The sequence below is a fragment of the Mesorhizobium sp. genome, assembly GCF_024509055.1.
In the GTDB taxonomy this organism is placed as follows: Bacteria; Pseudomonadota; Alphaproteobacteria; order Rhizobiales; family Rhizobiaceae; genus Mesorhizobium.
The window spans coordinates 21424-35322 of record NZ_JANINM010000040.1; the positions used below are offsets into that span (position 1 = coordinate 21424).

A 13899-nucleotide genomic window follows, 5' to 3' on the forward strand; every position below is an offset into this window, starting at 1 on the left:
GCGCACCAAGTGCGCCCGGTGAACGCCCGTTTGCAGCTGGCTCCGCCGCCTCGCAGGCTTTTCGATAGCGGTTGAGATCAATTGGGGTGCTTGAGCCCGCTTTGCTGTCCTTTGCCCAATGGACATCAAGTTCCGGCAAGCCCTAGCGCTGGACAAAAGGACGGAGAGTCGGCTGGACCGACCAACCTTAAATGCGCTCGTAGTTGACGGATTGATCATCTGGCGATTCCACCCGCAGCGTCGACTGCAGGCTCATACTGATGCCAGAAACTGTATTCAGTATCAATATGAATAGAATACAGAGATGGATATTTCAAAAGTTGAAGATAGCCTTGCTCCCGAGCGGCTCTCGTTTGGCCTGGTAGCAGCGGCTTCGGGCTCCCAACTTCCGCTCCGGTTCTGGCTCCGCCACGTAACGTGGCCCGCCTATAGTGGACGCGAGGATTTTCGGCCTTCCGCAGGGATAGCGATGAGGTGCGTCAGAGGCGCGCTCGTCGCATTTGACAGACAACGTATAAATGTACAGTATCGGAAAAAATAGAATACAAAACTGACGTCATAGTGTTGCAACTATGGGGAGCGAGGATTGTCGATGGCGTCTTTGCCGGATTCGACATTAGCCATGGACGGGGCGCGGATGGCACATCCCGTCGGGGAGGGTGCTTTGGCCGCCGCAAGCACGGGAACGGTGCTGGAGGTGCGCGATCTGCGTATCGAATTTCCCTTGCGCCAAGGTTCGCTGGTGGCGGTCGACAGTGTGTCGTTCGGCATAGGAAGAGGTGAAATCCTTGGCGTGGTCGGTGAGTCGGGAGCCGGAAAGTCGCTGACCGGAAGCGCGCTCATCGGATTGCTCCAGGCACCGGGAAAAATTACCGCGGGCTCGATTCATCTGTCGGGACAGCGCATCGACAACCTTTCGCAGGCAGAGCAGCGAAGGCTGCGCGGCCGTCATATCGGCGCCATCTTCCAAGACCCGCTCACCAGCCTCGATCCGCTTTTCACGGTTGGGCAGCAGCTTACCGAAACCATTCGCGCCCACGCGCCGGTGGGCCGTCAGAAGGCCCGCGAGCGAGCGCTCCAATTGCTCCGGGAAGTCGGGATCGCCGATCCGGACAGTCGCTTTAGCCAGTATCCTCACCAGTTTTCCGGCGGCATGCGCCAGCGCATCGTCATCGCCCTGGCAATTGCCGCCGAGCCCGAGCTGATCATCGCCGACGAGCCGACGACAGCGCTGGACGTCTCCGTGCAGGCGCAGATCATCGGGCTCCTGAAGCGTTTGGCGTCCACGCGCGGCACGGCCATCATGCTGGTGACGCACGATATGGGCGTCGTCGCGGAAACGGCCGACCGCGTCGCCGTGATGTATGCGGGCCGGGTCGTGGAAATGGGCTCCGTCGACGACGTCATTCACAGGCCGCGGCATCCCTATACGGCCGGCTTGATGGCCTCCATCCCTTCCCTGAAGCACAAGGACGAGCGGCTCGCGCAGATCGATGGGTCTATGCCGCGCCTTGGCGCATGGCCGCAGGGCTGCGCGTTCAATTCGCGCTGCGCGCAGGTTGGCAAGCGCTGCAGGGTGGCCATACCGCCGCTCGCCAGTGCGCAGGGAACATTGGTGGCCTGTTTCCTCCATCAAGGTGGCACGGAACTGTAGGTGCCATGCGTACCCCATTGGCGGGTGGGGCGTCGATCAATTGTGTGCCGAGAAAAAAGTGTACACAAAAATATATTATTTAGGATGCAAGATGGTGGACTAATCCCATACAATGTGGAATCGTTGGTTCCTGCCCTGCGCCTTGGAGAGCGTGGGTACGACGTGATGGACGTCCGTTCGTCGCCGTGCCCGAGCTCTTCGAGCCGGAGAGAAGCCGGGCAGAAACAACGATCAAAAAACGAGTGGGAACAGCCATGAAACACTATTTGAAGCTGGCATTGCTTGCCTCTTGTGCCTGCCTTGCCGTCGGAATTGCCGATGCAAAGACCTTGCGGTTCGCGGAATCGCAGGAGATCAGCTCAATGGATCCTCACGCGGCGCGAGAGGATTTCACGCTGAGCCTGATCGGCAACGTCTATGAAGGGCTCGTCCGCTGGAACAAGGATCTCAAGATCGAGCCCGCGCTGGCCGAAAGCTGGGAAACGCTCTCCGACACCAAGTGGCGCTTCCACCTGCGCAAGGGTGTCGTCTTCCACAATGGCGATCCCTTTACGGCGGACGATGTGATCTTCTCGTTTCACCGCGCGGGCGCGCCCGGCTCGCCCTTTGCCGGCCTGCTGGAGCCTGTTGCCGAAGTTACCAAGGTCGATGACTACACCGTCGACATGACGCTGCGGCGCAAATACGCCTTGCTGCTGAACGATTTCGCCGGCCTCTATATTCTCGACAAGAAGTTCCAGGAATCGATCGGGGCCGAGAAGCCGCTCGACCTGTCCACCAATACCGGTGGCGCCATGATCACCCAGGGCATCGGGACCGGGCCGTTCAAGCTGCTGAGCCGTGAGCCCGACGTGAAGACCGTCTTCGTTGCCAACGACAAATGGTGGGACAAGCGCGAGCACAACATCGACGAAATCGACTACACGCCGATCAAGAACAACGCCACGCGCGTTGCGGCCCTGCTCTCCGGCGAAGTCGATTTCATCCGCAATGTTCCTCCCCAGGACGTCGACAAGGTGGAGAAGACGCCCGGCATGAAGATCATGCGCGCTCCGCATCTGCGCACGATCTTCTTCGGCATGGACCAGCAGAGCAAGGTGCTGGCCGGCAGTGGCCTCAACTCCAATCCGCTGGCCGATGTGCGTGTCCGCAAGGCGATCTACCAGGCCATCGACATCGAAGGCATCAAGCGCTCGATCATGCGCGGCAACAGCCGCCCAGCCGCGATAATGATGGCTCCGGAATTGCCCCTCTATGATGCCAGTCTGGAGGTGCGGTTCCCATATGATCCCGAAGCCTCGAAGGCGCTGCTGAAGGAAGCGGGCTACGCAAATGGCTTCACCCTGCCGATGGATTGCCCTGCCGGCTCGTTCATCAATGACGAGCAGATATGCCAGGCAACGGTCGGGATGCTCGCCAAGGTCGGCATAAAGGCGCAGCTGACCCTGCACACGCCGGTGCAAATGGATACGGATCTGCCTGCCGGCAAGTATTCCTTCTACATGCTCGGCTGGGCCGGCCTGCCGACGATCGACGCCTACAACATTCTGTCGGCCACCATCCATACGCCGACCGGGGATCTGGGCGCCTGGAACCCGAAGGGCTATTCCAACGCCAGGGTCGACGAACTGATCCCGCAAATCGGCACCGAGTACGATCCCGCCAAGCGTAAGGCGATGATCTCGGAGGTCATGAAGATCCATCGCGACGAAGTCGGCAAGATCATGCTGCACCAGCAGTTCCTGACCTGGGGCATGAGCGACAAGGTGCACGCCATCGTGCCGGCCGACGAATATACGCGCTTCTGGTACTACACCATGGACTGAAAAATGTTGGGTGGCCGGGACGAGACCGTCCCGGCCACGGTCTTTTTCAGAGGCTGAGATGATATCCTTGCTCGCCACCCGCTTTACCAGCGTCGTCATCGTGATGCTGGTCGTGTCGGCTTTGTCGTTTTCGATCTTCAACTTTCTCGGCGACCCGGTGAACAACATCCTGGGCGTCAACGCCACGCTCGACCAACGCCAGGAATTGCGCGTGCAACTTGGCCTGGATCAGCCGACGGTGGTGCAGTTCTGGCGCTTCGTCGAGCGGGCCGCGGTCGGTGATTTCGGCGTCTCCTACCGGAACAGGCAGCCTGTGGCCGACGTCATCCTGGCGCGGTTGCCGGCGACGCTCGAACTGGTCTTGTCCGCGACGATCATCGCATTGTCGGTCGGCATTCCCATGGGCGTGTACACCGCTCTTCGCCCGCGCGGGTTCCTGAGCCGCTTCCTTCAACTGGTCTCGCTGCTCGGGATTTCGATGCCCCAGTTCCTGATCGGCATGTTGCTGATCCTCGTCTTTTCGGTCGAATTGCGCTGGCTCTCGGCATTCGGCCGCGGCGAGGTCGTCAAGCTCGGATGGTGGACGACCGGCCTGCTGACAGTGTCCGGCCTCAAGGCGCTGATCATGCCAACGATAACGCTGGCTGTGTTCCAGGTATCGATGATCATGCGGCTGGTGCGGGGCGAGATGCTCGAAGTAGTACGCGCCGATTTCATCAAGTTCGCCCGCGCCAGGGGCCTCTCCGACCGGGCCGTCTATTTGACGCATGCCCTCCGCAACAGCCTGCTTCCGGTCATCACCATCACCGGCCTGCAGATCGGATCCCTTATCGCCTTCGCCATCGTGGTTGAATCGGTCTTCCAGTGGCCGGGCATGGGGCTACTGATCCTGCAGGCGATCGAGTTCGCCGATTTTCCAGTGATGGCGGCCTATCTCGCCTTCGTGGGCTTCAGCTTCGTGATGATCAACCTGATTGTCGACCTGATCTATCTTGCCGTCGATCCGAGGTTGCGCGCGAAATGAACCAGCTCATTCTCAAACTGAAAGCCATCGGAAAGACCGAGCTCGCCTGGCGTTTCCGGCATTCGCCGCCGGTGATCTTCGCCAGCGTCATCCTACTGGTCCTGGTTTTCTGCGCCGCTGCCGCCAACCTGATCGCTCCGCACGATCCGTTCGATCCGGCGACGCTCAACATCATGGACGCGCGGCTGCCGCCGGCATGGATCGAGGGCGGCGGGTCCACCTATCTGCTCGGCACCGACGAGCAGGGCCGCGATATCCTGTCGACTATTTTCTATGGCATGCGCATCTCGATCCTGGTCGGCATCGCGGCTGTCGCATTCTCGATGACCATCGGTGTGACACTGGGGCTTCTGGCCGGCTATCTCGGTGGCTGGGTCGACACCGTGATCATGCGCCTGGCCGATGTCCAGCTCAGCTTCCCCACAATCATGATCGCCTTTTTCATCGATGGCGTCGCCAAGATCGTCATTCCGATGGAGATGCGCGAAGGGATGCGGTTCTATGTCGTCATCCTTGCCATCGGCGTGGCCGACTGGGTCCAGTTCGCGAGGACGGTTCGCGCGGCGACGATGATCGAGCGCCGCAAGGACTATGTCGCCGCCGCCCGCATCAGCGAAGTCGGCGGCCCGCGCATCCTGCTTGCCCATATCCTGCCCAACACAATCGGGCCCGTTCTGGTGCTCGGAACCTTGGGCCTGGGCGTCGCAATTCTTACCGAAGCCATCCTTTCCTTCCTGGGTCTCGGGATGCCGCCTTCGCAGCCGTCGCTCGGCACGCTGATCCGCGCCGGCAACGATCTGCTTTTGTCGGGCGAATGGTGGGTCTCGCTGTTTCCCGGCGTCGCCCTGGTCCTGCTGGTCCTTGCCGTCAACATTGTCGGCGATTGGCTTCGCGATGCCCTCAACCCCCGCCTGCGCTAGATAGCGAGTGCCTGAAATGACCGATCTGCTGCTGACCAATGTCCGGCCCAATGCAGGGGCCTCCACGAACATCCTGATCGAGAAGGGCCGTATCGCGGCCATAGGCGACCAGGCCCGGTCCAGGGCCGGACTGAAAACCGTCGACGGCGGGAATGCAATTGCCATTGCCCCCTTTGTCGAGGCCCATGTGCATCTCGACAAGATCCTGTGGGGATTGCCGTGGCACAGCATCAAGGTGCCCGGCACGCTGAGAGCGATGATCGACAACGAAGTCGATATCCGCAAGACGCTGCCCTGGTCCGTAGCCGAACGCGCCGGCAACCTGATGCGTCAGTGCGTTGCAATGGGCTCGACGCATATACGCAGCCATGTGGATATCTCGCCGGGCTACAAGCTCGACAATCTGCATGGCGTGCTGGAGGCATGGGAAGGGACCAAACATGCCGTTGACCTCGAGATTGTCGCTTTTCCGCAACTGGGCATGCTGATCGAGCCCGGCACGGTCGAGCTCATGGAAGCCGCGCTCGACGAGGGCGCCACAGTCATCGGCGGCATCGATCCGGCCAACATAGACGGCGATCCCCGAGGACACCTCGATGCGATCTTCGACATCGCCCATCGTAAGCAAGCCAAGATCGACATCCATCTGCACGAACGCGGCGAATTGGGGCTGTTCGAGCTCGGCCTGATCGCCGAGCGGGCCAAAGCGCTCGGCATGCAGGACAAGATTATCGTCAGCCATGCGTTCTGCCTTGGCGATGCGCCCTATGAAGAACTCGCTCCGATAAAGGACATGCTCGCCGAAGCAGGCATCGGGATCATCTCGGCGGTGCCGGGCGAGATTCCGTTTCCACCGCTGTTCGATCTTGCCGAGCATGGGGTGCGGTGCGCCATCGCATCCGACTCGCTGCGAGACACCTGGAATCCGCATGGCAACGGCGACATGCTCGAGCGCTGCTGGCTCCTGTCGTGGCGGACGAATTGCCGGACCGATGAAGAACTCATCGCCGCGCTGGACATGGGCACGAAGCGAGGCGCCGATCTGCTCGACCTCAAGGGTTACGGGCTGGAGCCGGGGTGTGACGGCAGTCTCGTTCTGATCCCGGGCGAAAACCTTGCCCAGGTCGTCGTCGACCGGCCGAAGCGCTCGCTGGTGGTGAAGCGCGGCCGGATCGTCGCAAGGGACGGCAACTGGGTCGACATTGATGCGCCATGACTGACAACGACACCCAGCTTCCGCTTCTGCGGGTGGTGAATCTCGGCCGTAGCTTCGACGTTTCCGAGCCATTCCTGCAGCGGCTGGTCACCAACGCGTCACGAAAGATCGTGAAGGCGGTAGACGGTGTGAGCTTTTCGATAGAGCCCGGAACCACCTTTTCGCTCGTCGGTGAATCTGGCTGCGGCAAGTCCACCGTCGCCCGTCTTGTCGCCGGGCTGGAAAAGCCGACGTCCGGATCCATCGCGATCCGCAAGCCGGGTGGTGAGAGGGTCCGGCTGCAAATGGTGTTCCAGGACCCGATCGGCAGTCTGAACCCGCGATGGAAAATCGGTCGAAGCATTGCCGAGCCCCTGCGCCAGAAGCTGCCGCAATCGGCCCGGCGCGCGCGGATAGGCGAACTTCTGGCCACTGTCGGACTGTCGCCAGGCGACGCGGACAAATATCCGCACGAATTTTCCGGCGGGCAGAGGCAGCGCATTTCGATAGCCAGGGCGCTGGCGGCCGACGCGGAACTGTTACTTCTCGACGAGCCAACCTCGGCGCTGGACGTGTCGGTGCAGGCACAGGTGCTCAACCTGCTGAAGGATCTGCAGCAGCGTTTGGGGCTGACCTATCTGTTCATCAGCCACAACCTGTCGGTTGTCCGCTTCCTCAGCGATCGCATAGGGGTCATGTATCTGGGGCGCATGGTGGAGGAGGGGCCGAGCGAGGACATTCTCGATCATCCGCAGCATCCCTATACGCGCCTGCTGCTCGAAACCGTGCCGGACCTCGAGGCGCCAAAGCGCGACCGGGCGCCGCTGGGCGGCGACATCCCCAGCCCGCTCAATCCGCCGCCCGGCTGCGCTTTCAACCCGCGCTGTCCTCTGGCGATGGACCTGTGCCGTCAAAAACGGCCCGAACTGAAGCCTTCGGCGGCTGGCGCCAATGTCGCCTGCCATGCCGTGGCCGGCTGAAGGCGCAGGCTCGCCGACAATCCGGGATTGTCGCAGCCTGAGACTTGCCCTCCCTATCCTGCCGGGTCTTCGCCCTGGCGGGAGGCCCGTCGCTGGCTGCATGGTTGACACTTATGAGAGTCAACCCGATAAATCGGCACGCCATGACCGATCAGAATTCACCGAAAGAACGAAAAAGCCGCTCAGGAAACCTGGCCGACGGTGTCTACCAGGCACTGCGGCTGGCGATCATCGAGCAGGCGCTGGCGCCTGGAACGAAGCTTCCCGAGGATTTTGTCGGCGAGAGCTTCGGCGTGAGCCGCACAATCGTGCGAAGCGTGCTGGCGCGATTGACCCTCGAGGGCCTGGTGTCGCAGCAGCCCAACAAGCGGGCGGAAGTCGCTTCGCCCAGCCTCGCGGAAGCGCGGGGGGTCTTTCAGGTCAGGCGAGGTTTGGAGCGCACAGTCGTCGAGACGCTTGCCGGTAATCTTACGCCGAGCCAGATACGCGAACTGAAGGCGCATGTCGCCGACGAAGAAAAGGCCCGGGGCCACGAGGGGCCGCAATCCATCAGGTTGTCCGGTGATTTCCACACGCTGCTGGCCAGCATGACGGCCAACGACCTGCTTATACGCTTTGTGCAGGAAGTGACTTCCCGCTGCTCGCTGATCCTGGCGCTCTACGGCCGGCCCCACTCTTCGGAGTGTGCGATCAACGAGCATCATGCAATCCTCGACGCGCTGCTGCGCGGCGATGGACCGGAAGCCGTCAAGCTCATGGACGAGCATCTGCTGGCCGTTGCCACGCGAGGCTTGCTCGACCTGAAGCCGGCACGCGAAAACGGCCTCAAGGAACTTCTGGCGGGCTACCGGCAACGGGTGGCCGCTGGCTGAAGTCTGCCGATAGGTAGACCGGCGGAGGGTGGTGCTTGCGATGTACAGCGCCCGAGACCGTTCGCGCGTTCCTGCAACTGCTCGAGCGCCGGCGGGTCCAGCGCCTCCACGCACCTCGGCCTTCGCCGGTCTCGCGAGGATCGACTGTCCGACATGAATGGGCTTGCCTGACCGGATGATGGTCGGGGTGACGTCGCCGTCTACCGGGCGGCGCGAACAAGCCGAGACCAAAGCTATCCGTTGTTGGATTACACCGTTGGCGGCGGACACGGGGTGCCCTTCCGGTGCTGGCGAACGGCCAGCCTCCGGCGCGACGAGATCCCATCTCGGCTTGCAGCGGAGGCGTCGATTTTACGACCGACATTAGCAATGAGCGAATGCTGCTGAGTGACGTCTGACGGACTCCTGGCGGGCGATGCCTGGAAAGCTCGCTGCTTGGGTTGACCAGCACTGTATCCTCAGAGCGTCAAGGCCGACCGGATGTCGATAACTGTATACATATATATAATCGACAATTCTGACTTCAGAAACTCCACCGGTCGGTTCATCGCCCAGCCGACCCTTGGCGAAAATAGTGAAGCCTCCGCTTTCGGGGTGCTCGAAAAGGCGGAAATGCAAGAGGCTTGGCTAATTTATGGCAGACGGTTGAAGGCCTGTCGACTCCATAATTCCGACAATCTGGATACAGAAAGTAGATAACTAATTGACACACTACTGTGTACATGCAACGCTTTGAATATGCCTCGCTGGGGCGGCGCGCTTCGGGAGAGAGCGATGGATGAAGCCGGTCAGCCTGTACTGAAAGTGCGCAATCTGCGAACGGGTTTCGCTACGCCCGCTGGCACGGTCGTTGCCGTCGACGATGTGAGCTTCGACATCCGGCGCGGTGAGATACTCGCGATCATCGGCGAGTCCGGCTCGGGCAAGACCGTCACTGCGTTATCGCTGATCAAGCTCATCACCACTCCACCCGGCAAATATCTGGGCGGCTCCATCGAGCTGGCCGGCGCGGACACACTCAAGCTCGATGAAGCGGCGATGGAAGGAGTGCGTGGCGGCACGATCGGCATGATCTTCCAGAATCCACGCGCTTCGCTCGATCCATCCTTCACCGTCGAATTCCAGTTGGTTGAGACGATGATGCGCCACGACAGCGCTCTCGATCGCTCCGCCGCCCTCGACATCGCGACGCGATCGTTGCAGGAAGTCGGCTTTCCCGACACGGCTCGCGTGCTTGCCAGCTATCCGCACCAGTTGAGCGGCGGAATGTGCCAGCGCGTGGGGCTGGCCATGGTGCTGGCCTGCAGCCCCAAGCTCCTGATAGCCGACGAACCGACCACGGCGCTCGATGTCGGGGTGCAGGCGAAAATTCTCCTGCTGCTCAAGAAGCGCAACCGCGAAAGCGGGCTACCGATCATCATCATCACCCACGACATCGGCGTTGTGCGCGCCATCGCCACGCGCGTGCTCGTCATGTATGGCGGCCACATCCAGGAGGAGGGCGAGGTCGACGAACTGCTCTCGGCTCCGCTGCATCCCTATACCCAGGCGCTGATACGCTCCATTCCCGATCCCGACGCGCCGGCCGGGACGATGACCTTCATCAGGGGCGAACCGCCGAACCTCCTCGCGCCGCCGCGCGGCTGCCGTTTCGCGCCGCGCTGCGAGCGAGCCACCGCTATCTGCCATGCTCAGGTGCCGGAATGGCGCAGCGCCGGCGGCGGCCGCATGGTCCGTTGCCACCTCGCTGTGCCGGAGGCGGTGCAATGAAGGCCGCCAACCTGATCGAGGTGCGCTCGCTCAACAAGACCTTCACCATCAAGGGCGGCCTGTTTTCGCGCGTGAAGACAAGCACCAAGGCCGTGAACGACGTCAGCCTGGATATCCGCAGGGGTGAGATTCTCGGCTGTGTCGGCGGTTCGGGTTCCGGCAAATCCACCCTCGGGCGCATGATCATGCGCCTGATCGAGCCCGACAGCGGTGACATCCGCTATGATGGCGCCGATTTGCGCGCCCTGTCGCGCCCGGAGATGCGGCAGTACCGCAAACGTCTCCAGATCGTTTTCCAGGACCCGCTGCAATCGCTCAATCCGCGGCGCACAGTGGCCGAAAATGTCGCCCGGCCCCTATTGAACTTCGGCGTTTCGCCGGCCGCCGCCAACCGGCGGGTGGACGAACTGTTCGAACTGGTCGGGCTCGATCCAAGCCAATCCTATCGCTATCCGCATGAATACAGCGGCGGCCAATGCCAGCGCATCGCCATTGCCCGCGCCCTAGCGCTCGAGCCGGAGTTCCTGTTCCTCGACGAGCCGGTTTCGGCGCTCGACGTCTCGATCCAGGCGCAAATCCTCAATCTGCTGGCGGAACTGCGCAAGAAACTCAACCTGACCTTCCTGTTCGTGTCACACGACCTGAAGATCGTGAAACAGTTCTGCGACCGCACCATCGTGATGTACCGCGGCAGTGTTCTCGAAAGCGGTACGAGCGCAGAGGTCTACCGCGATCCCAAGCATCCCTTCACCCGCGATTTTCTCGGCACTGTCCTGCATGTGCGCAAGGATTCACGGTGGGAGCAAGCCGCCGAGCGCGCCGAGGATCTGGAGGGCACGAAAGTCCAGCAGGGCGAGCGCTGCATATATGCCGGCGCCTGCGCCGACCGTTTCGAACCCTGTCTCCAGTCGGTTCCGCGGCTCGCCGGGATCAATGAGAGCGACAGGAAAGTCGCCTGCTTTCTCTATGGCCGGGACCGGCCGCAACAACAGTAAACGGGAGGAAATGATGATACTTGGAAATTCGGTCTGTAGCATGAAACCCCGCCGTTCCGGCCTGCTGAAGACCCTTGCCGCGGGCTTCGCGCTTGCGGTCGCTTCGGCGGGCATCATGTCCAGCGTGCCGGCGCTGGCGGCCGGCAACACGGTCGTCATGGGCGTGGAGTCCGATTTCAATCGGCTGGATCCCCATGCGTCGCGCACGTGGAACACCTTCATGGTCGTGCGCAGCATCTTCGAAAGCTTTGTCGAGGAAGACCTGACCAAGGGGCCGGACGTGAAGCCAGCGATCGTGCCGGCCCTGGCCGAGAGCTGGGATATCTCGCCCGACGGGAAATCCTACACTTTCCATCTCCGCAAGGGTGTGAAGTTCCAGGACGGAACGCCGTGGAATGCTGCTGCGGCGAAGTTCAACCTCGACCGGATGACCGACAAGACCTTCAAATATTTCCAACCGGTGGCCGCCGGCCTTATGGGCTGGATGTGGCAGGACCTCGACAGCTACCAGGTGGTCGATGACTACACATTCAAGATCAACCTGAAGCAGCCGAACGCCGAATTCCTGCGTCGCATGACGTCGGGGGCGGAAGGAGCGCCGCGCATGATCAGCCCGACAGCGGTCGAAACCTATGGCAATGACAACATCGAGCAACATCCGATCGGCACGGGCCCGTTCAAATTCGTTGAGCGCGTGGTCGGCGAAAAGCTCGTCATCGCCCGCAACGACGACTACTGGAACGCGGAGCGCAAGCCCAAGGCCGACCAGATCATCCTGCGCAGCATCCCCGAGGTCGCGACGCGCGAACTGGCGCTGGTCAGCGGAGAGGTGGACGCCATCGGCTCGCCGTCCCCGGACTCCATGGATTTCTTGAAGTCGCAGGGTTTCAACATCATCACCGACAAGGGCCCGACCTCCTACATCATGTGGATCAACCTCAAGGACCCGCATTTCAAGGACGTGCGGGTACGCAAGGCCATGTGCATGGCGATCAACCGCGATGACATGGCCAAGTATGAACGCAAGGGTCTGGCGATCCCGTCCTACGGCATCCTCAACCCGGGCGGCCCCGGCTACGATCCCAACTACAAGGATTGCAATTACGATCCGGAGGGCGCCAAGAAGCTGCTGGCCGAGGCCGGCTACCCCGATGGCTTCACCACGCGCATGGACTGGACCTTCGGAGCGGGCTCCGACGTCAATACCAAGAGCGACGCGGAATGGCTGCAGCGCGATTTCGCCAAGGTCGGCATCAAGGCTAGCATTGAAATGTTCGACAACAACACGTTCTGGGACATGATGTCGAAGGGCATGCGTGACGGCACCGGGCTGACGTCGGCGTCGTGGGGTGAAAGCACCTTCGCCTGGCTGGACCAGGTCGTGACCACCACGGCGCTGCCGCCGAACTGCTGCAATTCCGGCTATTACAACAATCCCAAGATCGACGAACTCCTGGCTCAGGCCAGGGCGTCGGCTACCAGCGACCAGATGGACGCCAAGCTGCATGAGGTGCGTGACATCATCGCCAACGACATGGCTTTCACGTCCTACTATGCGGCGAACACGGTCTTTGCCATGCGGTCCGACGTCAAGGGTTTCACGCTGGCGCCGCAGCACTGGTTCGATCTGACCGGCATCACCAAGCAGTAAAGGCATGATGCCGTCTCCGGCCGCAGACAGCGGCCGGAGACGCAATCGCAAGGTTCGCCCATGTCCATGATCTCCTTTGCGGCAACGCGCCTGCTCTACGCCGTTCCGGTGCTGCTGGGCGTAACCGTTATCGTCTTCATGTCACTCCAACTCGTCCCGGGTGACATCGCGCTGACGCTTCTCGGGCATATGGCTACCGAGGCGCAACTGGAGACGCTGCGCCAGGAACTCGGCCTCCATCAGCCGCTGATCGTCCAGTATCTGAGATGGCTCTACGATCTCCTTCACGGCAACATCGGCAACTCGATCACGCAGCAATTGCCTGTAGCCCAGATCCTCCTGCCGAAAATCGCGAATTCGCTGATCCTGATGGCGGGCAGCCTTTTCTTCGTGCTCGTGTTCGGCTTTCTGCTCAGCGTGGTGTCCGCCCCACGCTTTCGCTCGCTGACAGACAAGTCGGTCGTCGCCCTGACGCTGCTCCTGGCCAGCCTTCCAGTCTTCTGGCTGGGCATCGTCCTTCTCTATTTCTTCGGCTTCAAATGGAAGCTGTTCCCGATTTCGGGCATGTACAACATGGTCGAACCGGGCGGACTTGGCCAATTGCTGCATCATATGGTGCTGCCGTCGCTCACGACCGCGGCGTCCTCCATCGCGGTCGTGACGCGGGTCACGCGTTCCCGCATGATCGATGTGCTGGGACAGCCCTACATCCTTGCCGCGCGAGCGCGCGGCCTCAGCCGCCGCCAGATCGTGCTGCGCCACGCCGTGCGCAACACCCTGCCGACCTTCGCCAATATCGGCGGGCTCCAGATCGGCTACCTCTTCGGTGGCGTCGTCTTCACCGAGATCATCTTCAACTGGCCCGGCGTCGGCCTGCTGCTGTTCAACGCCATCCTGCAGCGCGACGTGCCGGTGATCCAGGGCTGCGTACTCGTCGTCGCGGTGGTTTTCGTGCTCGGCAACCTGATCTCGGACGTCATTGTCCACGCCCTCGATCCCAAGCAACGGTGAA

Annotated in this window: 11 protein-coding genes; all 11 read left to right on the top strand. The window is 61.6% G+C overall.

The annotated features are described in order from the left end of the window. Positions 1 to 637 precede the first annotated feature (637 nt). The 11 genes from Q0L57_RS02620 (at position 638) to Q0L57_RS02670 (ending at position 13898) form a co-directional block, all read left to right on the top strand. Positions 638 to 1654, top strand: a complete 1017-nt coding sequence (locus tag Q0L57_RS02620; protein WP_296737630.1) for an ABC transporter ATP-binding protein — start codon at positions 638 to 640, stop codon at positions 1652 to 1654. Between the two features lie 254 nt (positions 1655 to 1908). Beyond that, positions 1909 to 3480: an ABC transporter substrate-binding protein gene (locus tag Q0L57_RS02625; RefSeq protein ID WP_296737540.1), complete on the top strand. Its 1572-nt coding sequence runs from the start codon at positions 1909 to 1911 to the stop codon at positions 3478 to 3480. Between the two features lie 58 nt (positions 3481 to 3538). Further along, entirely contained in the window at positions 3539 to 4504 is a 966-nt protein-coding gene (locus tag Q0L57_RS02630; RefSeq protein ID WP_296737542.1) for an ABC transporter permease, read from the top strand. Continuing rightward, positions 4501 to 5424 carry an ABC transporter permease gene (locus Q0L57_RS02635; protein ID WP_296737543.1) on the top strand — a complete coding sequence of 308 codons (924 nt, stop codon included), beginning with the start codon at positions 4501 to 4503 and terminating at the stop codon, positions 5422 to 5424. Before Q0L57_RS02630 ends, Q0L57_RS02635 begins: the two co-directional genes overlap by 4 nt. Before the next feature lie 16 nt (positions 5425 to 5440). Continuing rightward, complete coding sequence (locus Q0L57_RS02640; protein ID WP_296737546.1) at positions 5441 to 6640, top strand: amidohydrolase family protein; 1200 nt, start codon at positions 5441 to 5443, stop codon at positions 6638 to 6640. Beyond that, a complete protein-coding gene (locus Q0L57_RS02645; protein WP_296737549.1) occupies positions 6637 to 7599 on the top strand; it encodes an oligopeptide/dipeptide ABC transporter ATP-binding protein in 963 nt (320 codons plus the stop codon). Before Q0L57_RS02640 ends, Q0L57_RS02645 begins: the two co-directional genes overlap by 4 nt. 143 nt (positions 7600 to 7742) lie before the next feature. Further along, positions 7743 to 8471: a GntR family transcriptional regulator gene (locus tag Q0L57_RS02650; RefSeq protein WP_296737554.1), complete on the top strand. Its 729-nt coding sequence runs from the start codon at positions 7743 to 7745 to the stop codon at positions 8469 to 8471. 774 nt (positions 8472 to 9245) lie between these two features. After that, a complete protein-coding gene (locus Q0L57_RS02655) occupies positions 9246 to 10241 on the top strand; it encodes an ABC transporter ATP-binding protein (RefSeq protein WP_296737557.1) in 996 nt (331 codons plus the stop codon). Next, a complete protein-coding gene (locus tag Q0L57_RS02660; RefSeq protein ID WP_296737560.1) occupies positions 10238 to 11236 on the top strand; it encodes an ATP-binding cassette domain-containing protein in 999 nt (332 codons plus the stop codon). The genes Q0L57_RS02655 and Q0L57_RS02660 overlap by 4 nt, the downstream gene beginning before the upstream one ends. Positions 11237 to 11276: 40 nt before the next feature. Next, positions 11277 to 12887: an ABC transporter substrate-binding protein gene (locus Q0L57_RS02665; RefSeq protein WP_296737563.1), complete on the top strand. Its 1611-nt coding sequence runs from the start codon at positions 11277 to 11279 to the stop codon at positions 12885 to 12887. A gap of 60 nt (positions 12888 to 12947) precedes the next feature. Beyond that, entirely contained in the window at positions 12948 to 13898 is a 951-nt protein-coding gene (locus tag Q0L57_RS02670; RefSeq protein WP_296737566.1) for an ABC transporter permease, read from the top strand. The last annotated feature ends 1 nt before the right edge of the window (position 13899 follow it).